Below are 26686 nucleotides of genomic sequence, written 5' to 3' on the forward strand. Positions count from 1 at the left end.
GTGCGAGCGGGCTTGCCTGCGATGCGCACGACTCGGTATTCCAGATGCACCGAGTTGATGCTATCGCAGGCAAGCCCGCTCCCACAGGGGCGGCGTGATGCTTTTAGTTGCTGATCGCCAAGATGCTCGCCTGGTACGACCCGACAAACACATCAAAGTCGCCCACTTCGTTCTGCTCCAGCTCCGCCTGCTGCGCCAGCGAATTGCGCGCCAGTTCTTCAAAGCGTGCCTGCTCTTGCGCCGGCAACGGCTCTTTACGGAAATATTCGGCGTGCACCTCGCTCTGGTGCAGGGAGAACTGCGCAAAACTCTCTTTACGTTCGGCCATCGCCGCCAACACCTGGGCAGATGGCGTCAGGGACGGATCCTTGACCTTCGCCAACTGAACATCCAACGCTTGGCTGTGCTCGGTGATGCCCTGGCTCTCATCGAGCAGGGCCGCCAACGGCGCGATCTGCTCCAGCAGCTCGGTGGCCCATTCCTTCATGTCCACAGGCTGGTCCTGACGCTGCAACTGCAGGCCCGGACGACGGCCTTCCTTGACCACGCTGAGGAAGTTGGAGGTGGCATTGCCGCATTCGTTATTGGCGAACAGCGGGCTGTCGTTCAATGCGCAATACAGCAGGAACGCGTCGAGGAAACGCGACTCCGGTAGGTCGATGCCCATCGGCAGGAACGGGTTGATGTCCAGGCAGCGCACTTCGATGTATTGGATGCCACGCGCCATCAGCGCCTGGATCGGCCGCTCGCCGGTGTAGGTCACGCGCTTGGGGCGGATATTGGAGTAGTACTCGTTTTCGATCTGCAGGATGTTGGTGTTGAGCTGAACCCACTCACCGTCCTTATGCGTGCCGACTTCGACGTAGGGCGCGTAGGGTGTTGCCACCGCCTCGCGCAGGCTGTCGGTGTAGCTGGCCAGATCGTTGTAGCACGGTGTGAGGCCGGCCTGGGCGTTGCTCTGGTAACCCAGGTCGCTCATGCGCAGGCTGGTGGCGTAGGGCAGGTAGAGCGTGTCGGCGTCCAGCACTTCCAACTGGTGCGAACGCCCGCGCAGGAAACCGGCGTCCAGGGCCGGCGAAGCACCAAACAGGTACATCAGCAGCCAGCTGTAACGACGGAAATTACGGATCAGTGCGATATAGGCCGTGGACTGGTAGTCGCGGTCGGTGCCCACGAAGCCTTCCGTCTCCTTGAGCAACGGCCACAGCGCTTCCGGCAGGGAAAAGTTGTAGTGGATGCCGGCGATGCACTGCATGGTCTTGCCGTAACGCAGGGCCAGGCCCTTGCGGTACACGTACTTGAGCTGTCCGATATTGGAGGTGCCGTAGTAGGCAATCGGAATATCTTCCTCGGCCGGCAACGGGCACGGCATCGAAGGGCTCCACAGGTACTCGTTGCCGAGCTTGCTGTAGGCAAAGCGATGGATTTTGTCCAGGCTGCTCAGGGTATCGGCCGGGTTGGGCAGGGCTGGGGTGATGAACTCCAGCAGCGATTCCGAGTAGTCAGTGGTGATCTGCTCGTGGGTCAACGCGGCGCCCAGGGCTTCGGGGTGCGGCGTTTGCGCCAGGCGACCTTCACCTGTGACGCGTAGGCATTCGCGCTCGATGCCGTGCAAGCACTGCTCTAGCAGGGAGAGGTGTTCGCGCTTGCCGAGCAAGGCCAGGCGGCGGTTGAGAAGTTCGCTCAAGTTGGATTCCTTCACGCGTCAGTCGCCCCAATATGGGGGTGGGCAGGACGGTCTACAAGGGTGAAGTTGAAACTGGCGTTATCGCCTGGTTTTGAGTCGATTTGACCCGCTTTGAAAAAAGCCTACTTCACTCCATGAATTGGGCTATAGCGCAGCAAGAAAATTCCGACGCTGTTGTTACAGCGCCGAAATTAACTCAAATCGAGGGCGGGGAGCTAGAGGACAGCGAAGGTACCTTGTGCTTTTGCGATAAGTCTTTCGCCTTGATGCACATCGGCTTCGACCACCAGCGTGCGTCGACCGGCGTGAATCACGCGGCTGGTGCACAGCACGTCACCGTCTTCTACGGCACGGATATAGTTGATTTTGCACTCGATGGTCGCGCTCTGCTGGTCGAAACCATGGGCGCTGGAACACGCCAGCCCCATGGTGATGTCCACCAGGCTGAAAATCGCCCCGCCATGGAGCTTGCCCGCGCGGTTGCGCAGCTGCGGCTCCAGGGTCAGGGCCACCTCGGCAACGCCTTCATCCAGGCGTTGCAGGCGGCAGCCGATCAGCTCGCTGAACGCGCTCTGGGTCAAGCCGGCTGGAATTTCCATCAGCGCTTCTTCAACTGCTTGGCATTGGCGAAAAGCGACGCCATGGCGTTGTTGCTCGGCGCGGCGGTGGCGGCTTCCTTGCGCGGTGCGTTGTTTTGCGACTGACGCGGCGCGGAACCTGGGCGTGCGCCACGGGCACCGTCGATTTTCTCACCGGGCGTGTCGCTCATGCGCATCGACAGGCCGACGCGTTTGCGTGGGATATCGACTTCCATGACCTTGACCTTGACCACATCACCGGCTTTCACCGCTTCGCGAGGGTCTTTGATGAACTTCTCCGAAAGCGCAGAGATATGCACCAAACCGTCCTGATGCACGCCGATATCCACAAAAGCACCGAAGTTGGTCACGTTGGTGACCACGCCTTCGAGGATCATGCCCAGTTGCAGGTCCTTGAGGTCTTCGACGCCGTCCTGGAACTCGGCGGTCTTGAACTCGGGACGCGGGTCACGGCCAGGTTTTTCCAGCTCTTGCAGAATGTCGGTGATGGTCGGCACACCGAAGGTTTCGTCGGTGTACTTCTTCGGGTCCAGGCGCTTGAGGAACGCGGCGTCGCCGATCAGCGAGCGGATGTCGCGGTCGGTCTCGGCGGCAATGCGTTGCACCAGCGGGTAGGCTTCCGGGTGAACTGCCGAGGCATCCAGCGGGTTATCGCCGTTCATCACGCGTAGGAAACCGGCAGCCTGTTCGAAGGTTTTTTCACCCAGGCGTGCGACTTTTTTCAGAGCCGCGCGGGTTTTGAACGCGCCGTTTTCGTCGCGATGAGTGACGATGTTCTGCGCCAGGGTGGTATTGAGGCCGGAGATACGGGCCAGTAGCGCAACCGAGGCCGTGTTCACATCCACGCCGACCTTGTTCACGCAGTCTTCCACCACCGCGTCCAGGCCGCGCGCCAGTTTCAGCTGCGACACGTCGTGCTGGTACTGGCCTACGCCGATGGATTTAGGGTCGATCTTCACCAGTTCGGCCAGCGGGTCCTGCAGGCGACGGGCGATGGAGACGGCACCACGGATCGACACGTCGAGGTCCGGAAATTCCTTGGAGGCCAGTTCCGACGCCGAGTACACCGAAGCGCCCGCCTCGGAGACCATGACTTTGGTCATCTTCATGGCTGGGTATTTTTTGATCAGCTCGGCGGCCAGCTTGTCGGTTTCACGGCTGGCGGTGCCGTTGCCGATGGCGATCAGGTCCACCGAGTGCTTGGCGCACAGGGCGGCGAGGATGGCCAGGGTCTGGTCCCACTTGTTGTGCGGCACATGCGGATACACAGTGGCGTGGTCCAGCAGCTTGCCGGTGGAGTCGACCACCGCCACCTTGCAGCCGGTACGCAGGCCTGGGTCGAGGCCCAGGGTTGCGCGTGGGCCGGCCGGTGCGGCCAGCAGCAGGTCGTGCAGGTTGTGGGCGAATACGTTGATCGCCTCGGTTTCGGCGCCGTCGCGCAGCTCGCCGAGCAGGTCGGTTTCCAGGTGGGTGTAGAGCTTGACCTTCCAGGTCCAGCGCACGACTTCACCGAGCCACTTGTCCGCAGGACGGTTCTGATTCTGGATGCCGAATTGTTGCCCGATCATGCCTTCGCAGGGGTGCATGGTGCCTGGCAGCTCGTCGCCGACTTTCAGCGCGGAGCTGAGAATACCTTCGTTGCGGCCGCGGAAAATCGCCAGCGCACGGTGGGACGGCATGCTTTTGAGCGGTTCGTCGTGTTCGAAATAGTCGCGGAACTTGGCGCCTTCTTCCTCTTTGCCGGCGATGACGCGGGCGCTGAGGGTGGCTTCCTGCTTCAAGTAAGTGCGCAGTTTTTCCAGCAGACCGGCGTTTTCGGCGAAGCGCTCCATCAGGATGTACTTGGCGCCTTCGAGGGCCGCCTTGACGTCGGCGACGCCTTTTTCGGCGTCGATGAAGCGTGCAGCTTCGGCTTCCGGGGTCAGCGACGGGTCGTTGAACAAGCCGTCAGCCAAGTCGCCGAGCCCGGCTTCCAGGGCGATCTGGCCCTTGGTGCGGCGCTTCTGTTTGTACGGCAGGTAGAGGTCTTCGAGGCGGGTCTTGGTGTCGGCGAGCTTGATGTCGCGTTCCAGTTGCGGAGTCAGCTTGCCCTGTTCCTCGATGCTGGCGAGGATGCTGATGCGCCGTTCGTCGAGTTCTCGCAGGTAGCGCAGGCGCTCTTCCAGATGCCGCAACTGGATATCATCGAGGCTGCCGGTGACTTCTTTACGGTAACGGGCGATGAAAGGCACCGTGGAGCCTTCATCCAGTAGAGCGACGGCCGCTTCGACCTGTTGTGGGCGTACACCGAGTTCCTCGGCGATGCGGCTGTTGATGCTGTCCATAAAACCACCTGAAATTCTGAAAGCAGCTCGCAGGCCCGGAAAACAAGGCGTTGCGAGGCTGGTTGAGCGGCCCGACTGGCGCCGCTGCCTGGGTCAAGAGGCGCGCTTATGACCCTCGAAATCGGAAAATTGCTGCCCGGCACTGAAAAAACTGGCGAGGCAGTAAGCAGTAAAGTCTGACATTAGCCCCTACAAAGGCGGCGCATTATAACCAGCGTTCTGCCCTTGAGGGGTACTGTGCCTGAGGTTACAGGGCACGGCTTCACTGGCAGTGAAGGAAAAATCTGCTAACAATGCACACGGTGCGTATAACGGCAGCTACGCCATAATGCGCGCCGAGATAAGAGGAGCATCTAATGAGCAGCACTGCACAAACTGCTGAAGGCGAAAAAATTCTCATCGTTGACGACGATCCGGGGCTGAGCAGCCTGCTGGAGCGTTTCTTCAACTCCAAGGGCTACCGTGCCCGCGCGGTGCCGAACACCGAGCAAATGGACCGCCTATTGGGGCGTGAAGTGTTCAATCTGGTCGTGCTCGACCTGATGCTGCCCGGCGAAGATGGCCTCACCGCCTGCAAACGTCTGCGCGGTGCGAACAACCAGATTCCAATCATCATGCTCACTGCCAAGGGTGATGAGCTGAGCCGCATCAAGGGTCTCGAGCTGGGCGCGGATGACTACCTGGCCAAGCCGTTCAACCCGGACGAACTGATGGCCCGGGTCAAAGCCGTATTGCGCCGCCAGGCAGCACCGGTTCCGGGCGCGCCAGGCAGCGAAGACGAAAGCGTCACCTTTGGCGACTACGAACTGTCGCTGGCGACCCGTGAGCTCAAGCGTGGCGAAGAAGTACACATGCTGACCACCGGCGAATTCGCCGTGCTCAAGGCCCTGGTGATGAACGCTCGTCAGCCGCTGACGCGCGACAAGCTGATGAACCTGGCCCGTGGTCGGGAATGGGACGCCCTGGAGCGCTCCATCGACGTGCAGATTTCCCGTCTGCGCCGGATGATCGAGCCGGACCCGTCCAAGCCGCGTTATATCCAGACGGTATGGGGCGTGGGTTATGTGTTTGTGCCGGATGGCACTGCAACCAAGTAATCGATGATTTGCAGGCGCGGGCAGCCCGGCGTTTGACTCCATGAGGGTCGACGGGCAGCCCGGCGTCTGCATTTCTGCGAGCGCCGCTCGTTTCTGCAAGCTGTCTGGCAGTCTCCTATGAAAACCCCGTTGTGGTTCCCGCAAAGTTTCTTCTCCCGCACCCTTTGGTTGGTGCTGATCGTCGTTCTGTTTTCCAAGGCACTGACGCTGGTTTATCTATTGATGAACGAAGATGTGCTGGTGGATCGGCAGTACAGCCACGGCGTTGCCCTGACGCTTCGTGCCTATTGGGCCGTCGACCCCGAAAACCGCGAAAAGGTAGCCAAGGCCTCGACGCTGATTCGGGTCGACGGCGCCGGTGTGCCTGAAGGCGAGCAGCATTGGCCTTACAGCGAGATTTATCAGCGCCAGATGCAGGCTGAGCTGGGGGACGATACCGAGGTGCGATTGCGCATGCATGTTTCGCCAGCGCTATGGGTGAGGGCGCCGAGCCTGGGGGACGCCTGGATCAAGGTGCCGCTTTACCCGCACCCGTTGCGGGGGCAGAAGATCTGGAACGTGCTGGGTTGGTTCCTGGCGATAGGCTTGCTTTCAACGGCGTCCGCGTGGATTTTCGTGCGCCAGCTCAACCAACCGCTCAAACGCCTGGTATTTGCCGCCCGCCAATTAGGGCAGGGGCGCAGCGTTCGCCTGCCGGTCAGCGACACGCCCAGTGAGATGACTGAGGTGTACGGCGCCTTCAATCAGATGGCGGAAGACGTCGAACAGGCCGGTCGCGAACGCGAGCTGATGCTGGCGGGCGTGTCCCATGACTTGCGCACGCCGTTGACGCGGTTGCGGTTATCCCTGGAGTTGATGGGCGAGCATACCGACCTCACGGATGACATGGTGCGTGACATCGAGGACATGGATGCGATTCTCGACCAGTTCCTGGCGTTTATCCGCGATGGTCGCGATGAAGTGGTTGAAGAAGTTGACCTGACGGACCTGGTGCGCGAAGTGGTAGCGCCCTATAACCAGAATGGCGAACAGGTGCGCATGCGCCTGGAGCCGATCCAGCCGTTTGCGTTGCGTCGTGTGTCGATGAAGCGCCTGCTGAACAACCTGATCGGCAATGCCTTGCACCATGCCGGTTCCGATGTGGAAGTGGCGGCGTATGTGTCCGGCGACAGTGCTGCGCCTTATGTGGTGTTGAGTGTGATGGACCGTGGCGCGGGTATCGACCCGGCGGAGCTGGAAGGTATTTTCAACCCGTTCACCCGTGGCGACCGTGCCCGTGGTGGCAAGGGCACGGGCCTGGGCCTGGCGATTGTGCGGCGGATTGCCTCGATGCATGGCGGCAATGTTGAGCTGCGCAACCGCGAGGAGGGCGGCCTGGAAGCGCGCGTGCGGTTGCCGCTTGGCCTGATGCTGCCGCGAGACGCGGTTTAACAAGCAACAGAAATCAAATGTGGGAGCTGGCTTGCCGGCGATAGCGGTGTATCAGTCAACGTATAGGTTGCTGACCCACCGCTATCGCAGGCAAGCCAGCTCCCACACTGTTTTGTGGTGTTTGATAAATGAGCTGATTCAGCCCTTACCCTTGGTCCGCGTCATATTCGGCCCACCATTCTTCTCCAGATGCTGAATGATGATCCCCGCCACATCCTTCCCGGTGGTGGTCTCAATCCCTTCCAGACCCGGCGATGAGTTCACTTCCATCACCAACGGCCCATGGTTTGATCGCAGGATATCCACGCCCGCTACCGCCAGCCCCATCACCTTGGCCGCCCGCAGCGCAGTCATGCGTTCCTCCGGGGTGATCTTGATCAGGCTGGCACTGCCGCCACGGTGCAGGTTGGAACGGAATTCCCCCGGCTTGGCCTGGCGCTTCATTGCCGCAATCACCTTGTCGCCCACCACAAAGCAGCGGATATCCGCACCGCCGGCTTCCTTGATGTATTCCTGCACCATGATGTTCTGTTTGAGGCCCATGAACGCCTCGATCACTGACTCTGCCGCGGTTGCGGTTTCGCACAGCACCACGCCAATGCCCTGGGTGCCTTCCAGCACCTTGATCACCAGCGGCGCGCCGTTGACCATGTCGATCAGGTCGGGGATGTCATCGGGGGAGTGCGCAAAGCCGGTCACCGGCAGGCCGATACCGCGCCGCGACAGCAGCTGCAGCGAACGTAGCTTGTCTCGCGAGCGCGCAATGGCTACCGATTCATTGAGGGGGAATACGCCCATCATTTCAAACTGGCGCAACACCGCGCAGCCATAAAACGTCACCGAGGCACCGATACGCGGGATCACCGCATCGAAGCCTTCCAGCGGCTTGCCCCGGTAGTGGATCTGCGGCTTGTGGCTGGCAATGTTCATGTAGGCACGCAACGTGTCGATCACCACCATTTCGTGGCCACGTTCGGTGCCGGCCTCGACCAGGCGGCGGGTGGAATACAGACGCGGGTTTCGCGACAGCACAGCAATCTTCATGCAGCACCTGGGGCAGAAATAGTAGAGACCGGGAACACCGGCTTGTCTTGAACGTACTTGACGCCGGGACTGACCACCAAATGGCCGTCAATCAGCGCCTTGGAGCCCAGCAACAGGCGATAACGCATGGCCTTGCGGCAGGCGAGGGTGAATTCCACCCGCCATACCCGATCACCCAGCGCCAGGGTGGTGCTGATCACGTAGCGCACCTGCGCATGGCCGTTGGAGCTCTTGATGGTCTTCATCGTCACCACCGGCGCCTCGCAGCGCCGGTGACGCAGTTGCACCACGCTGCCCAGGTGCGCGGTAAAGCGCACCCACTTCTCACCGTCGCGCTCAAATGGCTCGATATCGGTGGCGTGCAGGCTAGAGGTGCTGGCACCGGTGTCGATCTTTGCGCGCAGGCCCGCCACTCCCAAGTCGGGAAGTGCCACCCACTCACGCAGACCCACAACGGTCAAATGGTCAAATGTCTTCAATATGGGTAACCGATCAGTTCGCCCAGGCGTGAGGTGGAACCTCGGCCAAGGCTTTGAATGCAGGCTTGGCGAACCAGTAGCCTTGCATCAGAAATATTCCGCAGTCGGACAGGAAGTCACGCTCGCCGGCACTTTCGATGCCTTCGGCAATGACAGTAACGCCCAACTGCTCACAGATTGTGACAATCCCCTGGACGATTACCTGGCGGACACGATCCTGGTCGACATCGCGAATCAGCGCCATGTCGAGTTTGATCAGGTCAGGTTGGAAATCGGCCAGCAGATTCAGCCCCGAATAGCCCGCGCCGAAATCGTCGATGGCGGTCTTGAAGCCGAATTCGCGGTATTCACGCAGAATATTGGTCAAATGGCGATAGTTATCTACGTGCTCGCTTTCCAGCGTTTCAAAAATCAGCTGGTTCAGCGGAAAATTATGCGCACGGGCCGCCTCCAAGGTGCTGCGAATGCACAGCTCCGGCCGGTACACGGCATTGGGCATAAAGTTGATCGAAAGATGGGTTTGCATCCCCAAGGCAGCGGCGCCGGCAATCGCCTTGGTACGGCAACGCTGGTCAAAGCGGTAGCGGTTGCTTTCGTTGACCTGCTCCAGCACCGATAACGCCCCTTCGCCATTGATGCCTCGCACTAAGGCTTCGTGGGCGAAGATCGAATGATCCCTAAGGTCTACGATAGGCTGATAGGCGAACGCAAAATCGAAACCCAGGGGTTCGCTTTGCTGGCAACCCACGCAACGCTGGTCGGGCGAGGTGAGTGAGGCAGGGAAGTCGGTCACAGCGTATCCTCGCGAAAACAGGGTGGTGCCTGGCGTATCTTAGGTGAGCGTTGGGGTTTCTGCGTCGAAGGTCTTCAACGTTAAAGTTGCGACATTTTTCAGAGCGAGGAATTCAAGTGGCTCAAAAGCAGGAAGAGGAAGAAAAAGTCCGTTTGGACAAGTGGCTGTGGGCCGCGCGTTTCTTTAAAACCCGTGCCCTGGCCAAGGCCGCCATTGAGAGCGGTAAAGTGCACCATCGTGGGGAGCGCTGCAAGCCGGGCAAGGAACCGCGCGTCGGTGATGAGCTGCAGATTCGTGTGGGGTTTGATGAAAAGACCGTCGTGGTGCAGGCCCTGTCCGTTGTGCGTCGCGGTGCACCCCAAGCGCAGGCGCTGTACACCGAAACCGAAGCCAGCATCGCCAAGCGCGAAAACGCGGCGGCCATGCGTAAGGCGGGGGCTACCGGCATGACCACCGATGGCAAACCGAGCAAGAAGCAGCGTCGCGATTTGTTCAAATTTCGCGGCAGTGGCAATGATGATTGATCGTGCAAATCTCCAGCAAACAAGGAGATCAACTGTGGGGGCCGGCAACCCAGCTCCCACATGAATAGGCGGTGTTACGCGGCAGTGCGCATGACGCTCAATCGCCCGATTACCGGCAACTTGCCCAGCAACCCAAACAACGGCGCCGTCACCCGCAACAATGCGCCCGATACCTTCGCCGCAAACGGCGTGTAGTAACCCCACCCCAGCGCCAACAACGCCAGCAACACGCCGCCGATGTAATCGTCCTGCCCCCAATGCGCACCCGCCACCAGTCGCGGCATCATGAACAGCAGCGCCAGGCCCCAGATCACCAGCACTTGGCCGATGCGCTTGGCAAATACCGTCATGAACATGCCCCAGATCAACAGTACCGACGCATGATCGCCAGGGAAACTCTGACCCGAACGGTCCTTCAGCTCCCAGGTTTTCTCCAGCCCTGGGAAATAGTCGCTCATGTGAATCGCGCCACTGATCATCATCGACGGGCTGCTGTGTTGCCAGCCCATCTGCGCGGCAAGCTTGGAGAACAGCATGCGGATAAACAGCAACAGCAGCAGAATGCCAAGGAAACCAAAGAACGCCTGGCGTACCTGAACCGCCTTGAACACCCAATCACCGCGAATCAGCAGCGCCAGCAAAATCACTCCGACCACGGCATCAAACGGCCGCAAGCTGGCCACTGCCCACACATGCAGCCAGGTCGAATTGCTCGCCAGTGGGTCATTGAGCAGGTGAAACAGCCATTCGTCGAAAATCACACACAGCATCTGGCCAGTGGGCCACAGCCAAAAACACAGCAGCCCGATAGCGAGTAGATTGCATAGAGCCCATCGCCGGAGGTTCCACTTGGCTTGGAACAAACCCGGATTGTTCATAAACTGTCCCTCTTCGCTCTATTTAGCTCTCCGTTTCCAGGAGAAAGCCGCACCAATATGGTGCTAAAGCGTTTAATTTTATAAACCTTGTAATCATTTTGTCATCAATTCAGATACCCAGACCTATGACTGATCTACCGGATACCGACTTCACCCAACGCTTCATCTTCGACGAGAACGACGCCCGCGGCGAACTGGTCTCGCTGGAGCGCAGCTATGCCGAAGTCCTCGCCAAGCATCCCTATCCGGAGCCGGTCGCGCAGCTGCTCGGTGAACTGATGGCGGCGGCGTCGTTGCTGGTGGGCACCATGAAGTTCGACGGTTTGCTGATTTTGCAGGCGCGTTCCGAAGGCCCGGTGCCGATGCTGATGATCGAGTGCTCCAGCGAGCGCGAAATCCGTGGCCTGGCCCGTTACGACGCCGACTTGATCGCGCCGGACGCGACCCTTGGCGACCTGATGGCCAACGGCGTGCTGGCGATCACCGTCGACCCGACGGAAGGCCAGCGTTACCAGGGCATCGTCGACCTCGACGGCGAAACCCTGTCGGACTGCTTCACCAACTATTTCGTGATGTCCCAGCAAGTCGGCACCAAGTTCTGGCTCAATGCCGATGGCAAGCGCGCCCGTGGCCTGCTGCTGCAACAACTGCCGGCCGACCGCATCAAGGATGACGACGAGCGCACCGACAGCTGGCGCAAACTGACCGCCCTGGCCGGCACCCTGACCGCCGAAGAGCTGCTGGGCCTGGACAACGAAACCATCCTGCATCGCCTGTACCACGAGGAGGCCGTGCGCCTGTTCGACGCACAGGGCCTGCGCTTCCGTTGCAGCTGCTCGCGCGAGCGTTCGGCGAATGCCTTGGTCAGCCTGGGCCTGGAAGATGCACAAAATCTGGTGGTGGAGCACGGCGGCAATATCGAGATCGACTGCCAGTTCTGCAACCAGCGTTACCTGTTCGATGCCGCCGATGTCGCCCAATTATTCGCCGGTGCAGGCATTGACACCCCTTCCGATACCCGCCACTAAAACGTTTAAGCACAGGTAAATCACCTGACAAACGCCGGATTAGCGCAGTTCTGACGGGAGGGCCCTACTCTTTTTGGGCTTTTCTGGCATAATCCGGCCCACTTTTTTCGCGGTAGTAGTGCGCAACTTTCTACTACAAAACGTTTGGAGCACTCGGCCATAGGCCGACGGGGAACCTCATGACGCAAGCCAATAACGCCGTATACACCGATCTGAGTGTTGACGATCTGGTCAAAGAAGCCCTGCAGCGCGGTGAAGGCGTGCTTGCCGATACTGGCGCGCTGGTCGTAGAAACCGGTCACCGTACCGGCCGTTCTCCGGTCGATCGTTTCATCGTTGAAGAGCCTTCTACCCAGGACGCAATCGCCTGGGGCCCGATCAACCGCAAGTTCCCGGCCGACAAGTTCGATGCCCTGTGGAATCGCGTAGAAGCATTCAATAACGCGCAAGAGCATTTCGTTTCCCACGTTCACGTAGGGGCTGCGCAAGACCACTACCTGGCCGTGAAAATGACCACCCAGACTGCCTGGCAGAACCTGTTCGGTCGTTGCCTGTTCATCAACCCGGCCCAGTACAACCCAGCCGGCCGTGACGAGTGGCAAGTGCTTAACGTGGCCAACTTCGAGTGCGTGCCAGAGCGTGACGGCACTAACTCCGACGGTTGCGTGATCCTCAACTTCGCACAGAAAAAAGTCCTGATCGCCGGCATGCGTTACGCCGGTGAAATGAAAAAAGCCATGTTCTCGGTGCAGAACTTCCTGCTGCCGGCCGCTGACGTGCTGCCAATGCACTGCGCCGCCAACATCGGCGAAGCAGGCGACGTGACCCTGTTCTTCGGCCTGTCGGGCACCGGTAAAACTACCCTGTCCGCCGACGAAAGCCGTTACCTGATCGGTGACGACGAACACGGCTGGGGCGAAGGCGTGGTGTTCAACATCGAAGGCGGTTGCTATGCCAAGTGCATCGACCTCTCCGAGAAGAACGAGCCGGTTATCTGGAAAGCCATCAAGCACGGCACCGTGCTCGAAAACGTGGTAATCGACGATGCCAAGCACGCCGACTACACCAACGTCAGCCTGACCCAGAACAGCCGTGCCGCCTACCCGCTGGAGCACGTTGCCAAGCGCTCCGAGCAAAACCTCGGCGGCGAGCCAAACGCTGTGATCTTCCTGACCTGCGACCTGACCGGCGTACTGCCGCCCGTGTCGATCCTCAGCGAAGAACAAGCGGCCTACCACTTCCTGTCCGGCTACACCGCGCTGGTGGGCTCGACCGAAATGGGTTCGGGCAGCGGCATCAAGTCGACCTTCTCCACCTGCTTCGGCGCGCCATTCTTCCCACGCCCGGCCGGTGAATACGCAGAACTGCTGATCAAGCGCGTGCGCGGCTTCGGCTCCAAGGTCTACCTGGTCAACACCGGCTGGACCGGCGGCGGCTACGGCGTCGGCAAACGCTTCAACATCCCGACCACTCGCGGCGTCATCGCAGCGATCCAGAGCGGCGCGTTGATCGGTGCGCAAACCGAACACCTCGACACCATCAACCTCGACGTGCCATTGGCCGTACCGGGCGTTGAGACTGGCCTGTTGAACCCACGTAACACCTGGGCCGACAAGGCTGCTTACGACGAAGCGGCGAAAGCGCTGGCGGCTCTGTTCGTCGAGAACTTCAAGAAGTTTGAAGTGAGCGATGCGATCAAGGCGGCTGGGCCTAAGTTGTAAGGTTCGGTTGTTGTGAAAAAGCCGCCTCTTGTGGGCGGCTTTTTTGTGCGCGAAGGGTTAGTCGGCGATGTGCAAAACCACTGCACCGACCAGCACTAACACCACCCCCAGCACCTGAACCGCTGACAACCGCTCCTTGAAAAACACAAACCCCAGAATCGCCGCAATCCCACCCGACAACGTACTGATCACCGTCACCACCGAAACCGACCCCGCCATCACGCCCCACGAAAACGCCGAGAAACCACCGAGGTTCATCAGGCTTGCACCGGTCAACGTCGCGCAGTTTTTCAGCGGCGGAATCTTCAGGCCGTCCTTGATCTTCAGCACCATCACCACCAGTACGCACAGGCCCACCAGGTAACCCAGCCACAACATGGTGATCGGCCCCAGTGCGGGCAATGTGTAGCGGCCTTGCAGCCAGAAGCTGGTGCCGTACAGCAAGGCGGCGAGCAGGGCGTAGGCGATGGACAGGCGCGGGTTGTTGTGAGGGACGCCGTTGTCTTTGTGGATGCTGGAGAGGATTACGCCGACGACGCACAGGCCGATGCAGCCGAGTTGGATCAGGCTGATGTGTTCACCGCTGGCCCAGGACAGCAGTGTGGTGACAACGCCGTAGGACGTCACCAGCGGCGCGACGATGGCGGCTTTGCCCAGGGCGAAGGCCTTGGACAGCGCAAGGGCGCCGGAGACGGTGAGCAACGCAGCCGTGAGGCCCAGGAGCCAGACGCTCAACGGGGCATTCAGGGATTTGAACAGGTAGGCCGGGAAGATGACCAGCAGCAGGGTCATGATCAAAAAACCGAGGGCTTGGCCGAAGTACACGGCGCGTTTAACGCCGACGGCCCGGGCGTTGAGGCCCACGAGGAAATCCGTGCCGCCCCAGAGCAGGGCGGCCAGCAGGCCCATGATTACGTCCATGTACGGTCCTTGATAGGTAGGCAATTCGCCAGGTTAGCGCATATCCAATGTGGGAGCGGGCTTGGGGTCAGCTGAGGTTTTCCAGGGTCTGCGTGTCCCAGCTATGGGTCTTGATGGCCAGGTAGAGCATGCCGATGGTCAGCGGCACCTTGTCGCCACGGCCTTTGGCCCGACGCTTGAGGAACACATCGAACGCCGGTGGTTTGAAGTAACGATAAGCGTCGTAGTCGCCCAGGTCGAGGGCAAACGCTTGCTCCATCGCTTCCATCAATTGCTGAGCCTCGGCGCCGTCGCAGCCGAGGTCGAGGTTGATCGAGGTTTCGAGGCGAAGAGTCTTGTGTTTCGGCAGGCCGATTTCTTCGTGCAGCAATTGCAGGAGCTGCTGCATGACGGGGTCTTCGGGGAAGTTGGGGGCCAGGTTCATGGTGGTGGCACGCAGGAGTGGGTGGGTTGGGCCGGGCGACGTTACGCGTCGGTGTTTGTTTCGCTCCAGCATAAAGCCAATGCCAGTGAAGAGGATGATATAGGCGATGGTACTGTTTATAGGCTCGTGTGCAGAAAAAGTCGGCGTGGGCATCGGTGCGAATATCAGTACTAGCCCACTGACTAGCAAGGTGAGCCCAAGGCCTATCCGATACTTGTAGTTTTTTATCAGCCAAAAGGTCAGCAGTTGCAGAGTGACGATCAAGGCTAACTCTAAATAAAAGTTCACGCTGTTTCTGCCGGGACAGTTGAGAGGGCGCTAGTTTCAGTCATGCGCAGGTGAGTTATGTAGGGGGGGAGCAGGTGTTTTAAGTAGTTTGGGAAGGGGACTACGTGATGTGTGACGGTTTCTCACGGCCTTTTCCGGTATTTGCGATTTACCAGTGATTTTTTGGGCAGCAACCATCAAATGAGTGAGCAGGGCACGCCAGCGCCTACAGGTTTTAGCTCAGTGGCTGGCTTGGTTGTGGTTGCTTATCGACCGCCGGTTGCAGCTTTACGTGCTGCGCTGCTTCCAGCAGGTCACAGCGGCTCCTTGTCGTCGCCGAAACGCATAGGGATCAACTGAGCGTTGAAGGCGATCCCATGCATGCCTTGATCGTTCTTGTTGGCGGCAAGAATGCCGGCCATTTGCGTGCCGTGCCCCTTGATGTCAACGACGTCGGGCTGTTGGCGTACAAAGTCGTAACCCATGCTGGCCAGGCGCCCTTGGAACTGCGGCAACGTGCTGTTGAGGCCCGAGTCGATCAAGGCCACTTTCACGCCTTGGCCGTTACCACCGCGAGCGTAGAGGGTGGATGCCTTAACGGTGGGCAGGGCGTTTGAGGCAAAGTATTCGGGGGTTTCAAAGGCATGTGCGGCTAATTGTTCGGATGGTGGTTTGGGTGGTGTTGCACAGCCCATCAGCAACAAGGGCAATGCGGGCAAGGCGGCACGTTGCAGGGAAAACAGCAGTGTGTTGGGCATTCACGACTCCTTGTCGGGGCTTGCGATCAAGCGTGCTACTGTCTGCGTTTTTGCGCAGGCTTGCTGGTTTTCTCTGTATCAGTTTGTAGCGTTTATTCCCGACCTTTTCCTGATCGCTGGACTATGTTTTTGACTCCTTCAGCGGTCAATGGAGTGACAGCTTATGCACAACACCCTCCAACAGGTCTTTGGTTATCCACAGTTTCGTTTGGGCCAGGAAGCAGCGGTCAGCGCGGTGCTGGCCGGTCGCTCTGCGGCGGCGATTTTCCCCACCGGTTCGGGCAAGTCTCTTTGCTATCAACTGTCGGCGGTATTGCTGCCGCACCTGACGCTGGTGGTGTCGCCGCTGTTGGCGTTGATGCAGGACCAGTTGGGTTTCCTGCAGCGCCACGGCATTTGCGCGGGCAGTATCGACTCGGCGCAGAGCCGCGAAGACGCCAATGACGTAATGGCACGTGCGCGTTCCGGCGAGCTGAAAATCCTGATGATTTCCGTGGAGCGCTTGAAGAACGAGCGCTTCCGTAATTTTCTGCAAAGCGTGCAGATTTCGCTGCTGGTGGTGGACGAGGCGCACTGTATTTCGGAGTGGGGCCACAACTTCCGCCCGGACTATTTGAAGCTGCCGGACTACCAGCGCCAGTTCAATATCCCACAAGCTTTGCTGCTGACGGCTACGGCCACGCCCAAGGTGATTGCCGACATGCAGGCGAAGTTCGCCATTGCGCCGGACGATGTCATCACCACGGGCTTCTACCGGCCCAACCTCAACTTGCTGGTGGAGCCGGTGAGCGGTCACGACAAGCGTCGGCGCTTGGTCGAATGGATGAGCGAACGCGCCAATCAGCCGAGCATTGTTTACGTCACCTTGCAGAAAACCGCCGAGCAGATAGCCGATCACCTGAACCGCAACGGTATTCAGGCCGAGGCCTATCACGCGGGTTTGTCCCACGATAAACGCGAGGGCATCCAGCAGCGCTTTATGGGCGGGCGCTCCAATTGCATCGTTGCCACCATCGCGTTCGGCATGGGGATCGATAAAAGTGATATCCGCAATGTGGTGCACTTCGATTTGCCCAAATCCATCGAGAACTACAGCCAGGAAATCGGCCGTGCAGGGCGTGATGGGCAGCCGTCCGAGTGCCTGGTATTGGCCAACCGTGACAGCCTCAACGTGCTGGAAAACTTTGTGTACGGCGACACGCCGGAGCAGCAGGGCATTCGTCGTGTGCTGGAGGAGTTGCAGGCGGCGCGGGGCGAGGGGCAGTGGGAGTTCTTGCTGAGGTCGCTGTCGGACCACAGCAACATCCGCGAACTGCCGCTCAAGACCCTGTTGGTGCAGTTGGAGCTTAAGGGCGTGATCGCGCCGCGCTACGCGTTTTATGCCGAATACCGCTTCAAATACCTGATTGAGCCCGAGGCCTTGCTGGCGCGTTTTTCCGGTGAGCGGCAGCAGTTTGTCGCGGCGATTGTTCAGGTGTGCAGCCGCGCCAGGACCTGGGCGACCGTGGATTTCGACGCGCTTTATCAACAGCACAATGCTGAACGCAGCCGTGTGGTGAAGGCGCTGGATTACTTCCAGGAACAGGGCCTGATCGAGCTGGAAAGCAAGCAAATGACCGAGGTCTACAGCTTACTGAATACCGATTTCGATCCGCAGGTATTGAGCGAGGAGTTATACACAGGCTTCAAGCAACACGAGGTGACGGAAGTGGCGCGGATACACGCCATGCTTGACCTGTTCGCTACCCATCATTGCCTGGGGCAGCGTTTGGCTCAGTACTTTGGCGATGAAAACGCGCCGCTGCGGTGCGGGCATTGTTCGGTGTGCCACGGCCACGTTGCGCATTTGCCGGCGCCGCCAAGCCTGCCGCCGCTTGTGGATAAAAACTTCATGGGGCTGTGCGGTGATTTTATCCACAGGCATCATGAGCACACCGGGAGTTTGCCTGGCGCGGAGCGACTGGCGCGCTTCCTCGGTGGTATCAGCGTGCCGTTGTTTACCAAGCTCAAAGCGCGGGGAATTCCGGGTTTTGCGGCGCTGGAGGACTATCCCTACGCCGAAGTGCGCGAGTGGGCCGAAGCCCATTTGAATGATCTGTAAGCCCACTTTCACGAGACTTGTCCATGCCTGACTCAATGCCTTTGCGCGCCGACTACCGTCACTTCCAGCCGATCATTACGCGTTGGCACGACAACGATGTGTACGGCCATGTGAATAACGTTACTTACTACAGCTTTTTCGACACGGCGGTGAATACCTACCTGATTGAAGAGGGCGGGTTGGATATTCATGACGGTGAAGTGGTGGGATTTGTGGTGAGTTCGGCGTGTGATTATTTCGCCTCGATCGCGTTTCCCGACCGCCTGGAAATTGGCCTTCGGGTCGGCAAGTTGGGTAACAGCTCGGTGCAGTATGAGTTGGCGGTGTTCAAGTCAGGCGAAGAGGACGCCTGCGCGGCGGGGCGCTTTGTGCATGTGTTTGTGGATCGGGCGACGAACCAGCCGGTGACGATTCCGGGGACGTTGCGCGAGGCGTTGCAGCGGTTGGTGGTGTGACTCGCCATTTTGATCAGCGAAGATCAACTGTGGGAGCTGGCTTGCCAGCGATAGCAATGGGTCAGGTTCAAATGTGTTTCCTGACAGTACGCTATCGCGGGCAAGCCCGGCTCCCACTGGGATTTGCCTTGTGCTTTAGACCGTTGGCTTACCGATGATTACGGTAGTGATGCTTGTTCTTGCGATGCCCATAGGCATGACCACGGCCACGATGATCATCGCGGTCATAACGACGGTTATCCCGCCCACGATAACGGCGGTCGTCGTCATCGCTCTTGTTGCCCATGTAGTTGCCCAGTGCACCACCTGCACCACCGCCGGCGGCTGCGCCGATCAGGCTACCGGTGTTGCCGCCCATGCTGCGGCCTACCACGTTGCCGCCTGCCGCGCCCAGTGCGCCGCCGATAGCGGCTTCGCCACGGCTGCGCTTGTCGGCGCCGACCGCACTACCGCCCGCGCCGCCCAAGGCTGCGCCGATGGCCGAACCGGTGTTACCGCCTATCTGCTGGCCGACAACCGAACCTAGAACCCCGCCCAATGCGCCGCCCACACCGGCTTCGGTGGTGCCACCGGCCATGGCTGCGCCACTGACCAGGCCAAGGGACAACAAGAGAATCGAGGAGAACTTCATAGGGAGACCTCAAGAGGATGACGGCGCGATCCTGAGGTTGTATCGAGGCGCTGACAATCGAAAACCGACCGGTGGTATGGGTTGTATACAATTTGCTAAGTTACTGTTTTGTATGAGGAACTTAAGTCGTTTTTGCGAGTCTTTAGCTACTTGGGAAAGGCCGCTTTTATGCAAAAGCGGCCTTTTTTGTGCCTGCGGAATTAGTAGTCGTTAACGCTTTATTGTGGCGGCCGGGCTTGTCGAATCGTCGCACCGCCCGCGTTGGGCTGCGCAGCGGCCCCTGGTCCAGGCACTGCGTTCTGACTGAAAGAATGCGGTGACGTTATTGGGGCTGCTGCGCAGCCCAACGCGGGCGGTGCGACGATTCGACAAGCCGGCTCGCCGCAACAATCCCAGTCAGGCCGAATGCGCCATGATCAGGCCCGTCGCGCTCGCCGCTTCCAAACGAATCGCCACAAACTTAGACGTCGGCGTATGGCTGCCATCCCCAGTGCTTTCCAGCGGCACCAGTGGGTTCACTTCCGGGTAATAAGCCGCTGCCTGCCCCGCCGGAATATCAAACGCCAGCAAGGTGAAGCCTTTCACACGGCGTTCACGACCATCTTCCCACAGCGAAACGATGTCAGCCTTCTGCCCCGGTTTGAAGCCCAGGCGGATGATGTCGGCTTCGTTGACGAAGAGCACGTCACGCTGGCCTTTCACGCCACGGTAGCGGTCGTCCAGGCCATAAATGGTGGTGTTGTACTGATCGTGGGAGCGCATCGATTGCATGATCAGGTCCGGCACCCGGCCTGTGGCGTGGGTGCGTTCGTGGATCAGGTCTTTGGGCAGCACGTTCGGGCGGAAGTTGGCGCGGCCCGAAGGCGTGTTCCAACGGCGTGCACCGGCGGAGTTACCCAGGTAAAAACCGCCCGGGTGTTTGAGGCGTTCGTTGAAATCCTTGAAGCCTGGGATGGTGTCGGCGATCAGGTCGCGGATGCGCCCGTAGTCAGCCACCAGCCAGTTCCAGTCCACCGGTTTGCTGCCCAGGGTCGCGGCGGCAATACCGGCGAGGATGGCAGGCTCGGATTTCATCAGCTTCGACAGCGGCTGCAACTGGCCATTGGAATCGTGAACCATGCTGAACGAGTCTTCCACCGTCACCGCTTGCGGGCCTTCGGCCTGGATATCGATGTCGGTGCGGCCCAGGCACGGCAGGATCAGCGCGTCTTTACCGTGCATCAGGTGGCTGCGGTTGAGCTTGGTGCTGATCTGCACGGTCAGGTCGCAGCTGCGCAGGGCTTCGAAAGTGCGCGGGCTGTCTGGCGTAGCTTGGGCGAAGTTGCCGCCCAGGCCGATAAACACCTTGGAGCGGCCTTCGAGCATCGCGTGGATCGCTTCGACCACGTTATGGCCATTGTGGCGCGGCACCTGGAACTGGAAGCGACGTTCCAGTGAGTCGAGGAACGCCACTGGTGGACGTTCGTTGATGCCCATGGTGCGGTCGCCCTGCACGTTACTGTGGCCACGCACCGGGCACAGGCCTGCGCCTGGGCGGCCGATGTTGCCGCGCAGCAGCATCAGGTTGGCGATTTCCTGGATGGTCGGCACCGAATGGCGGTGCTGGGTGATGCCCATCGCCCAGCACATGATCACGTTTTTGCCTTTGGCATACATGCGCGCCGCTTGCTCGATCTCAACCAAGGTCAGGCCGGACTGCTCGACGATTTCATCCCACGAGGTGTCGTCGATCTGACCGAGGTACTCGAGCACGTTGGTGGTGTGCTCGTTGAGGAAGTCGTGGTCGAACACCGCTTCTTTGCCTTCGGCCTGGGCCTGGCGCTCCCACAGCAGCAGGAACTTAGCCATGCCACGCAAGATGGCCATGTCGCCACCCAGCGCCGGGCGGAAGTACGCGGTGTTGGTTGGTTTGTCGCCGTTGGTGAGCATTTCCAGCGGGTGTTGCGGGTGCTGGAAGCGTTCCAGCCCGCGCTCTTTCAGCGGGTTGACGCACACCACCTGGGCGCCGCGTTTAACCGCTTCACGCAGCGGTTCGAGCATGCGCGGGTGGTTGGTGCCGGGGTTCTGGCCCCACACGAAAATCGCATCGGCGTGTTCGAAGTCATCAAAGGTCACGGTGCCTTTGCCCACGCCCACGCTTTGCGCCAGGGCCACACCGCTGGCTTCGTGGCACATGTTCGAGCAGTCCGGGAAGTTGTTGGTGCCGTAGGCGCGCACAAACAGCTGATACAGGTACGCCGCTTCGTTGCTGGCCCGGCCCGAGGTGTAGAACTCGGCCATGTCCGGGCTTGGCAAGGCGTTGAGGTGCTTGCCGACCAGATCGAACGCCGCTTCCCAACTGATAGCCTTGTAGCGGTCAGTTTCGGCGTCATAGCGCATCGGTTCGGTCAGGCGGCCTTGGTATTCCAGCCAATAGTCGCTTTGCTCCAGCAGCGCGGTGACGCTGTGCTTGGCAAAAAATGCAGCATCCACACGGCGTTTGGTGGCTTCCCAGTTAACTGCCTTAGCGCCGTTTTCGCAGAACTTGACCATGCCGCTTTCCGGCGAATCGCCCCACGCGCAGCCCGGGCAGTCGAAGCCGCCGTTCTGGTTGGTCTTGAGCATCATGCGCAGGTTTTTCATCGCGTTGTCGCTGGTCAGCCAGGCCTGCGCCACACTGATCAGCGCGCCCCAGCCGCCGGCCGCGCCTTTGTAGGGCTTGTAGCGCGGGGTCGGGGTTTGGTCGGCTTGGTGATGCATGCTCATGGCTGGTTCTCCATCGCGGGGCTGTAGACCCGCGGCGCACTTTTCTGCGGCAGGTGGATGAGGTTGAGGTTGTGCCGGCGCGCCCATTGCAGGGCCAGGCCGGTGGGCGACGACAGGCTGACCAAGGTCTGGATGCCCGCGCGCAAGACTTTCTGGATCAATTCGAGGCTGCAGCGACTGGTAACAATCGCCAGGCCGCCGTCGGTCGGAATTTTTTGGCGGATCAGGGCGCCGATCAGTTTATCCAGGGCGTTATGCCGGCCGATGTCTTCGCGGCCCATGAGCAATTCGCCCTGGTTATTCATAAACACGGCCGCATGCACCGCGCCGCTGTACTGGCCTAAGGGCTGGAACGCGCTGATGCGTTGGCGCAGGCCGTCGAGCCATTCGGCGGGTGGCAAGGGCGCACCGGGCAGCACTTGAAGGTCGGGCAAGGCTTGCTCTACCGCCTCCACACCGCACAAACCGCAGCCGCTGGTGCCGGCCAATTGGCGGCGCTGCTGCTTGAGGTTCCAAAAGGCCCGGCTGGAAATCTGCACCTGGGCGTATTGGGCTGAGCCCGAACCGCTGAGTTTCAGATCATATATGTCGCTAACGTCGGCGATAATGCCGCTTCCGATGCTGAAGCCGACGATGAAGTCTTCCAGGTCCGTCGGCGTCACCAGCATGACGGCCTGGCTGATATCGTTATAAGCAATCGCCAACGCCACTTCTTCCGCCAACGCAGTGCTGGCGACTTCTGTGTGTTCGAGGTTGCAAAACTGGTAGCTCTGGCTGGCGGCGGGCGCGGGCGTTTCGAGGGCGGGCGCCGCGCAGACTGGGCGCTTGGCGTTCATGGGGCAGTACCACCGGCGGATTGATCAGTGTTCAGACTAGGCGCGACAAAGCGTCGCGTCTAATTGCCAGTACTGATCTACCGATAGATGACGTCGATCAAGGCTCTTGCTGCGATTTCTGAAACAGCGCAAAACAAGCTTCTGCCAATGCCGAACGCGGCGCGCTGCGACGCATGATCAGCCCAAGGCGGGCTAGGGTGTGAGCGTCCTCAATAGGTTGCAGACGCAGGTGCTCGGTCAGGGCATCAAGGCCGCCGTCCAGTGGCATCACGGCGCAACACAGGCCGCCGTGCACGGCTTGTAACAATTGGTGCACCGCGTCGGTTTGCAACAAAGGCTGCGGGTTGAGCCCACGGCTGTGGAAGTTGTGGTCGATGGATTGGCGAAAGTGCATGCCGCTGGTGAGCATGCCCAATGGCAATTCGATCAGCGCCTCCCAGCTCAACGGCTTGTCGCCGAAGCTAAAAAAACGCTGGTCGTAGAGCAGGCCCATGCGGGTTTCGCCCAAGGCCAGCGAGTCGAAGCGCTCATTGTCCAGGCGTTCCAGGTAGGACACGCCCAAGTCCAGGCGATTGCTCGCCAGTTGTTCGAGGATTTGCTCGGAGCTTAATGCCGACAGCTCAAAGCGCAGGCTCGGATGCTCTTTATGCAGTTGCTGCATCAGCGTCAAGGGGTCGAAGCTCGACAGTGGCACCACGCCCAGGCGCAACGTACCGACCAAATTGCCGCGACACGCCGCTGCTTCGGCCTGCAAGCCGTCATACGCCGCCAGCACGGTGCGGGCCCATGCCAATACGCGTTCGCCCGGCGCGGTAAAGCCTTCGAAGCGCTGGCCGCGATTGACCAGCGGCAAATCCAACTCTTCTTCGAGGTTGCGCAGGCGCATCGACAGGGTCGGCTGGGTGATGTGGCAGCGCGCTGCCGCCTGGCCGAAGTGCCGGGTCTCGTCGAGGGCGATGAGGAATTTCAGCTGTTTGATGTCCATCTTCGCTCCGGGCTTATTCCAATGGCGGGGGATTCTAGCGCGTTTGGGTCTTTGGTCGGCCTGGAACCCAAGCCTGTAGGACTGGTCTAGTCTTGGGCATCTGGAACTTAAACCCCAAGGAGAGCGCACCATGAGTATTTTTAGCTTTGTTAAGGAAGCTGGCGAGAAGCTTATTGACCTGTTGACGCCCGGTAATGCGAACGCAAGTGAGGAGTTGAAGAAGCACATCAGCGATGTTGGGCTTGGAAATCCGAATGTCACCGCAACCGTTGATGGCGACAAAATCACCGTCAAAGGCGAAGTTGCCACCCAGGAAGAGAAAGAAAAAATCATCCTGGCGGCAGGCAATATTGCCGGTGTTGGCAGTGTAGATGACCAGATCACCGTTTCTGGGCCTGTAGTCGCTGCAGCCACCTTTGTCGTGGTGAAAAAGGGCGACACCCTGAGCGCTATCTCCAAGACTGTTTACGGTGATGCGAATCTGTACAACAAGATCTTCGAAGCCAACAAGCCGCTGTTGTCGCATCCGGACAAAATCTACCCTGGGCAGACGCTGCGTATTCCAGCCAAGTAAGCACTCTCTGTAGAGCGCACTTGTGTGGGAGCTGGCTTGTCGAACCGCTGCGATAACATCACCTCGGTGCAATTGATAAACCGAGGTGCCTGCATCGCGGGCAAGCCAGCGCCCACATTTGATTAAAGTCCGGCAATGAGGTCCCGGTAGTCATCAACTGCCGCAAATTCCGCCGTGTCCTTTGGCCCCTTCTTACTGTCCGGCTCTTTCACCGCCAGCAAATGCCCCACGCCAAAATCCCGGGCACTGCGCAGGATCGGCAGGGTGTCATCAATAAACAGGCTGCGGGCCGGGTCGAAGTGGATGTCGGCTTGCAGGGCTGCCCAGAATTGCGGGTTTTCCTTGGGGAAACCGTAGTCATGGGAGCTGATCAGCCGCTCGAAATACGGCGCCAGTTCAATGCGTTCCAACTTCAATGACAGCGAATCACGATGAGCGTTGGTGATCAGAATCACGCGCTTGCCGGCCTGTTTGATCGCCGCCAGAAACGTGTCCGCGTCCGGGCGCAGGGCGATCAGGTGGGCAGTTTCCAACTTGAGCTCGCGCACCGGAATATTCAGCTCCGTGCTCCAGAAGTCCAGGCAATACCATTGCAACTGTCCGGCGTTACGCTCGAACAGCGGCTGCAATTCCATCTGCGCCATGGCGCGGCTCACCCCGTGAAGCTCGGCGTAGCGCTGGGGCAGGTGCTCCATCCAGAAGTGGTTGTCGAAATGCAGGTCGAGCAAGGTGCCGTCCATGTCCAGCAAGACGGTGTCGATGGCGTGCCAGTTCAAAGCGGGCATGGGGCGTTCTCATGTAAGTAAAGATATCCGACACAGACAATCGGAAAAGCCACGGTATAGTAACCCGATCACGCCAAGGAGCCGCTTATGCGCCAGAAACCCACCGTCCTCGCCCGCGAAATAGTCGCCAGTAGCCGTTTGTTCCGCGTGGAGGAAGTGCAATTGCGCTTTTCCAATGGCGTTGAACGGACCTACGAGCGCCTGGTAGGCCGCGGTGCCGGCTACGGCGCGGTGATGATCGTGGCGATGATTGATGAGGACCACGCGTTGCTGATCGAAGAATACTGCGGCGGCACCGACGAATATGAGTTGTCGTTGCCCAAGGGCCTGATTGAACCCGGCGAAGACGTGCTGGCGGCCGCCGACCGTGAACTCAAGGAAGAGGCCGGCTACGGTGCGCGGCAGTTGGAACACATTACCGAGCTGTCGCTGTCGCCTGGCTACATGAGCCAGAAAATCCAGGTGGTGCTGGCCACCGACCTGTACGAAGAACGCCTGGAAGGCGATGAGCCTGAGCCGATGCGCGTGGAGCGGGTCAACCTGCGCGAGTTGTCGCAACTGGCGCAAAACGAGCAATTCAGCGAAGGCCGCGCCCTGGCTGCGCTGTATCTGGTACGAGATTTGTTGACCCAGCGTGGAGCGTTTAGCGCATGAGCGAACTGTTTTTAGGCCACCCGTTAATCGCCCCTGTGATTGAACTGGCCCGCCAGGCCGGTGAAGTGATCCTGCCGTACTGGCGCGCCGATGTGGCGGTCACCTCCAAGGCTGATGATTCGCCCGTAACGGTAGCGGACCTGGCCGCTCACCACCTGATTCTCGCCGGCCTTACCACGCTCGACCCAAGCATTCCGGTGTTGTCCGAAGAAGACGCGGATATCGACCAAAGTGTACGCGCGGGCTGGCAGCGCTGGTGGCTGGTGGACCCGTTGGATGGCACCAAGGAATTTATCTCGGGCAGCGAAGAGTTCACCGTCAACATTGCCTTGATCGAACAAGGCCGCGTGGTGTTTGGCGTGGTGTCGATGCCTACCAGTGGCCGGTGCTACTTTGGTGGCGCGGGCCTGGGGGCGTGGCGCTCCGATGTGAATGAAGCGCCCAAGCACATTCAAGTTCGTCGGGCCCCTGCAGCGGGCGAGGCTTTTACCGTGGTGGCCAGCCGTCGCCATACCAGCCCGGAGCAGGAGCGCCTGCTCGACGGTTTGAGCGAAGGCTTGGGTGAGCTGAAACTGGCGAATATCGGCAGCTCGCTGAAATTCTGCCTGTTGGCCGAGGGCAGCGCCGATTGCTATCCGCGTTTGGCGCCGACTTCGCAGTGGGACACGGCTGCGGCCCAGGGTGTGTTGGAAGGGGCGGGCGGCGAAGTGTTGGAGTTGAGTGGTAAACCCTTCAGCTATCCGGCGCGGGAATCGTTGCTGAACCCGTTCTTTTTGGCGTTGCCGGCGAAGGCCGCCTGGCGCGAGCGCCTGCTGACCCTGGCCCGTTCTTAAGGCCTCAAAAAATCAAAATGTGGGAGCTGGTTTGCCTGCGATAGCGATCTGACAGTCACCGCTTAAGTGACTGATCTACCGCTATCGCAGGCAAGCCAGCTCCCACATTGGT

The 26686-nt window shown here is 59.8% G+C and carries 24 protein-coding genes and 1 pseudogene; 10 read left to right on the top strand and 15 right to left on the bottom strand.

Annotation, left to right across the window (positions count from 1 at the left end; translation table 11 throughout):
* Window positions 1-103: 103 nt before the first annotated feature.
* From gshA to ACI77I_RS05195, 3 genes are all read right to left on the bottom strand, one after another.
* Window positions 104-1687, bottom strand: coding sequence for a glutamate--cysteine ligase (gshA, locus tag ACI77I_RS05185; protein WP_094950874.1), 1584 nt, complete (start codon window positions 1685-1687; stop codon window positions 104-106).
* 215 nt (window positions 1688-1902) lie between these two features.
* The gene (locus tag ACI77I_RS05190; protein WP_094950875.1) at window positions 1903-2286 is read right to left on the bottom strand and encodes a PaaI family thioesterase; all 384 of its coding nucleotides are present in this window, start codon (window positions 2284-2286) and stop codon (window positions 1903-1905) included.
* On the bottom strand, window positions 2286-4610 hold the full coding sequence (locus ACI77I_RS05195; protein ID WP_263274327.1) for a Tex family protein: 2325 nt from the start codon (window positions 4608-4610) through the stop codon (window positions 2286-2288). The genes ACI77I_RS05190 and ACI77I_RS05195 overlap by 1 nt, the downstream gene beginning before the upstream one ends.
* Window positions 4611-4966: 356 nt before the next feature.
* Here ACI77I_RS05195 and ompR point away from each other — a divergent pair, with 356 nt between their 5' ends.
* Both ompR and ACI77I_RS05205 read left to right on the top strand, forming a co-directional pair.
* Window positions 4967-5707 (top strand): two-component system response regulator OmpR, encoded by a 741-nt coding sequence (gene ompR, locus ACI77I_RS05200; RefSeq protein ID WP_053255745.1) that lies wholly within the window; start codon window positions 4967-4969, stop codon window positions 5705-5707.
* Window positions 5708-5824: 117 nt separating this feature from the next.
* Complete coding sequence (locus ACI77I_RS05205) at window positions 5825-7138, top strand: ATP-binding protein (RefSeq protein WP_094950877.1); 1314 nt, start codon at window positions 5825-5827, stop codon at window positions 7136-7138.
* Between the two features lie 138 nt (window positions 7139-7276).
* Here ACI77I_RS05205 and rimK read toward each other — a convergent pair whose 3' ends face one another.
* From rimK to ACI77I_RS05220, 3 genes are read right to left on the bottom strand one after another with little or no spacing between them, the layout of a single operon-like run.
* Window positions 7277-8182 carry a 30S ribosomal protein S6--L-glutamate ligase gene (gene rimK, locus ACI77I_RS05210; RefSeq protein WP_025855543.1) on the bottom strand — a complete coding sequence of 302 codons (906 nt, stop codon included), beginning with the start codon at window positions 8180-8182 and terminating at the stop codon, window positions 7277-7279.
* Window positions 8179-8643 (bottom strand): ATP-dependent zinc protease, encoded by a 465-nt coding sequence (locus ACI77I_RS05215; RefSeq protein WP_370004704.1) that lies wholly within the window; start codon window positions 8641-8643, stop codon window positions 8179-8181. The genes rimK and ACI77I_RS05215 overlap by 4 nt, the downstream gene beginning before the upstream one ends.
* A 31-nt stretch (window positions 8644-8674) precedes the next feature.
* Window positions 8675-9454, bottom strand: a complete 780-nt coding sequence (locus ACI77I_RS05220; RefSeq protein WP_094950879.1) for an EAL domain-containing protein — start codon at window positions 9452-9454, stop codon at window positions 8675-8677.
* A 116-nt stretch (window positions 9455-9570) separates the two neighbouring features.
* On the opposite strand from ACI77I_RS05220, the gene ACI77I_RS05225 reads away from it, so the two are divergent.
* Complete coding sequence (locus ACI77I_RS05225; RefSeq protein ID WP_094950880.1) at window positions 9571-9978, top strand: RNA-binding S4 domain-containing protein; 408 nt, start codon at window positions 9571-9573, stop codon at window positions 9976-9978.
* A 74-nt stretch (window positions 9979-10052) separates the two neighbouring features.
* On the opposite strand, the gene ACI77I_RS05230 is transcribed toward ACI77I_RS05225, so the two are convergent.
* A complete protein-coding gene (locus ACI77I_RS05230; RefSeq protein ID WP_406997085.1) occupies window positions 10053-10856 on the bottom strand; it encodes a phosphatase PAP2 family protein in 804 nt (267 codons plus the stop codon).
* Between the two features lie 125 nt (window positions 10857-10981).
* Between ACI77I_RS05230 and hslO the strand changes: the two genes are divergently transcribed.
* Complete coding sequence (hslO, locus tag ACI77I_RS05235) at window positions 10982-11884, top strand: Hsp33 family molecular chaperone HslO (protein WP_094950882.1); 903 nt, start codon at window positions 10982-10984, stop codon at window positions 11882-11884.
* A gap of 179 nt (window positions 11885-12063) precedes the next feature.
* The gene (locus ACI77I_RS05240) at window positions 12064-13605 is read left to right on the top strand and encodes a phosphoenolpyruvate carboxykinase (RefSeq protein WP_242153912.1); all 1542 of its coding nucleotides are present in this window, start codon (window positions 12064-12066) and stop codon (window positions 13603-13605) included.
* A 57-nt stretch (window positions 13606-13662) separates the two neighbouring features.
* Here the strand turns inward: ACI77I_RS05240 and ACI77I_RS05245 are convergent, their stop codons facing one another.
* From ACI77I_RS05245 to ACI77I_RS05255, 3 genes and pseudogenes are all read right to left on the bottom strand, one after another.
* Window positions 13663-14526, bottom strand: coding sequence for an EamA family transporter (locus ACI77I_RS05245; protein WP_242153914.1), 864 nt, complete (start codon window positions 14524-14526; stop codon window positions 13663-13665).
* Window positions 14527-14593: 67 nt separating this feature from the next.
* Window positions 14594-14950, bottom strand: a complete 357-nt coding sequence (locus tag ACI77I_RS05250) for a DUF1493 family protein (RefSeq protein ID WP_094950907.1) — start codon at window positions 14948-14950, stop codon at window positions 14594-14596.
* A 587-nt stretch (window positions 14951-15537) separates the two neighbouring features.
* Window positions 15538-15975, bottom strand: a pseudogene (locus ACI77I_RS05255) (S8 family peptidase); the annotation flags it as partial.
* A 163-nt stretch (window positions 15976-16138) separates the two neighbouring features.
* Between ACI77I_RS05255 and ACI77I_RS05260 the strand changes: the two are divergent.
* Window positions 16139-18076 (top strand): ATP-dependent DNA helicase RecQ, encoded by a 1938-nt coding sequence (locus tag ACI77I_RS05260; protein WP_406997086.1) that lies wholly within the window; start codon window positions 16139-16141, stop codon window positions 18074-18076.
* A 23-nt stretch (window positions 18077-18099) separates the two neighbouring features.
* Complete coding sequence (locus ACI77I_RS05265; protein ID WP_406997087.1) at window positions 18100-18531, top strand: acyl-CoA thioesterase; 432 nt, start codon at window positions 18100-18102, stop codon at window positions 18529-18531.
* 148 nt (window positions 18532-18679) lie between these two features.
* On the opposite strand, the gene ACI77I_RS05270 is transcribed toward ACI77I_RS05265, so the two are convergent.
* The 4 genes from ACI77I_RS05270 to ACI77I_RS05285 all read right to left on the bottom strand — a co-directional run bounded on the left by ACI77I_RS05270 (window position 18680) and on the right by ACI77I_RS05285 (window position 23728).
* Complete coding sequence (locus tag ACI77I_RS05270; RefSeq protein WP_094950887.1) at window positions 18680-19162, bottom strand: glycine zipper domain-containing protein; 483 nt, start codon at window positions 19160-19162, stop codon at window positions 18680-18682.
* Window positions 19163-19558: 396 nt separating this feature from the next.
* On the bottom strand, window positions 19559-21907 hold the full coding sequence (locus ACI77I_RS05275; protein ID WP_094950888.1) for an FdhF/YdeP family oxidoreductase: 2349 nt from the start codon (window positions 21905-21907) through the stop codon (window positions 19559-19561).
* A complete protein-coding gene (fdhD, locus tag ACI77I_RS05280) occupies window positions 21904-22743 on the bottom strand; it encodes a formate dehydrogenase accessory sulfurtransferase FdhD (RefSeq protein ID WP_094950889.1) in 840 nt (279 codons plus the stop codon). Before fdhD ends, ACI77I_RS05275 begins: the two co-directional genes overlap by 4 nt.
* A 97-nt stretch (window positions 22744-22840) precedes the next feature.
* Window positions 22841-23728 (bottom strand): LysR family transcriptional regulator, encoded by an 888-nt coding sequence (locus ACI77I_RS05285; RefSeq protein WP_094950890.1) that lies wholly within the window; start codon window positions 23726-23728, stop codon window positions 22841-22843.
* Between the two features lie 130 nt (window positions 23729-23858).
* On the opposite strand from ACI77I_RS05285, the gene lysM reads away from it, so the two are divergent.
* The gene (lysM, locus tag ACI77I_RS05290) at window positions 23859-24302 is read left to right on the top strand and encodes a peptidoglycan-binding protein LysM (protein ID WP_406997088.1); all 444 of its coding nucleotides are present in this window, start codon (window positions 23859-23861) and stop codon (window positions 24300-24302) included.
* A gap of 122 nt (window positions 24303-24424) precedes the next feature.
* Here the strand turns inward: lysM and yrfG are convergent, their stop codons facing one another.
* A complete protein-coding gene (gene yrfG / locus ACI77I_RS05295; protein WP_242153923.1) occupies window positions 24425-25087 on the bottom strand; it encodes a GMP/IMP nucleotidase in 663 nt (220 codons plus the stop codon).
* An 87-nt stretch (window positions 25088-25174) separates the two neighbouring features.
* Between yrfG and nudE the strand changes: the two genes are divergently transcribed.
* Together nudE and cysQ are read left to right on the top strand one after the other, a co-directional pair.
* Window positions 25175-25741 carry an ADP compounds hydrolase NudE gene (gene nudE, locus ACI77I_RS05300; protein ID WP_094950893.1) on the top strand — a complete coding sequence of 189 codons (567 nt, stop codon included), beginning with the start codon at window positions 25175-25177 and terminating at the stop codon, window positions 25739-25741.
* Window positions 25738-26574, top strand: a complete 837-nt coding sequence (cysQ, locus tag ACI77I_RS05305; protein WP_406997089.1) for a 3'(2'),5'-bisphosphate nucleotidase CysQ — start codon at window positions 25738-25740, stop codon at window positions 26572-26574. Before nudE ends, cysQ begins: the two co-directional genes overlap by 4 nt.
* The last annotated feature ends 112 nt before the right edge of the window (window positions 26575-26686 follow it).

This window comes from Pseudomonas sp. D47 (assembly GCF_045447305.1).
Classification (GTDB): Bacteria; Pseudomonadota; Gammaproteobacteria; order Pseudomonadales; family Pseudomonadaceae; genus Aquipseudomonas.

Bases quoted from the DNA above. Each gene is read 5' to 3' on its own strand.
- ACI77I_RS05240 (WP_242153912.1), top strand. From the start codon at position 12,064: ATGACGCAAGCCAATAACGCCGTATACACCGATCTGAGTGTTGACGAT.
- lysM (WP_406997088.1), top strand. From the start codon at position 23,859: ATGAGTATTTTTAGCTTTGTTAAGGAAGCTGGCGAGAAGCTTATTGAC.
- ACI77I_RS05245 (WP_242153914.1), bottom strand. From the start codon at position 14,526: ATGGACGTAATCATGGGCCTGCTGGCCGCCCTGCTCTGGGGCGGCACG.
- fdhD (WP_094950889.1), bottom strand. From the start codon at position 22,743: ATGAACGCCAAGCGCCCAGTCTGCGCGGCGCCCGCCCTCGAAACGCCC.
- ACI77I_RS05250 (WP_094950907.1), bottom strand. From the start codon at position 14,950: ATGAACCTGGCCCCCAACTTCCCCGAAGACCCCGTCATGCAGCAGCTC.
- ACI77I_RS05265 (WP_406997087.1), top strand. From the start codon at position 18,100: ATGCCTGACTCAATGCCTTTGCGCGCCGACTACCGTCACTTCCAGCCG.
- ACI77I_RS05260 (WP_406997086.1), top strand. From the start codon at position 16,139: ATGCACAACACCCTCCAACAGGTCTTTGGTTATCCACAGTTTCGTTTG.
- hslO (WP_094950882.1), top strand. From the start codon at position 10,982: ATGACTGATCTACCGGATACCGACTTCACCCAACGCTTCATCTTCGAC.
- ompR (WP_053255745.1), top strand. From the start codon at position 4,967: ATGAGCAGCACTGCACAAACTGCTGAAGGCGAAAAAATTCTCATCGTT.
- cysQ (WP_406997089.1), top strand. From the start codon at position 25,738: ATGAGCGAACTGTTTTTAGGCCACCCGTTAATCGCCCCTGTGATTGAA.
- ACI77I_RS05230 (WP_406997085.1), bottom strand. From the start codon at position 10,856: ATGAACAATCCGGGTTTGTTCCAAGCCAAGTGGAACCTCCGGCGATGG.
- yrfG (WP_242153923.1), bottom strand. From the start codon at position 25,087: ATGCCCGCTTTGAACTGGCACGCCATCGACACCGTCTTGCTGGACATG.
- ACI77I_RS05275 (WP_094950888.1), bottom strand. From the start codon at position 21,907: ATGAGCATGCATCACCAAGCCGACCAAACCCCGACCCCGCGCTACAAG.
- ACI77I_RS05190 (WP_094950875.1), bottom strand. From the start codon at position 2,286: ATGGAAATTCCAGCCGGCTTGACCCAGAGCGCGTTCAGCGAGCTGATC.
- rimK (WP_025855543.1), bottom strand. From the start codon at position 8,182: ATGAAGATTGCTGTGCTGTCGCGAAACCCGCGTCTGTATTCCACCCGC.
- ACI77I_RS05205 (WP_094950877.1), top strand. From the start codon at position 5,825: ATGAAAACCCCGTTGTGGTTCCCGCAAAGTTTCTTCTCCCGCACCCTT.
- nudE (WP_094950893.1), top strand. From the start codon at position 25,175: ATGCGCCAGAAACCCACCGTCCTCGCCCGCGAAATAGTCGCCAGTAGC.
- ACI77I_RS05195 (WP_263274327.1), bottom strand. From the start codon at position 4,610: ATGGACAGCATCAACAGCCGCATCGCCGAGGAACTCGGTGTACGCCCA.
- ACI77I_RS05270 (WP_094950887.1), bottom strand. From the start codon at position 19,162: ATGAAGTTCTCCTCGATTCTCTTGTTGTCCCTTGGCCTGGTCAGTGGC.
- ACI77I_RS05285 (WP_094950890.1), bottom strand. From the start codon at position 23,728: ATGGACATCAAACAGCTGAAATTCCTCATCGCCCTCGACGAGACCCGG.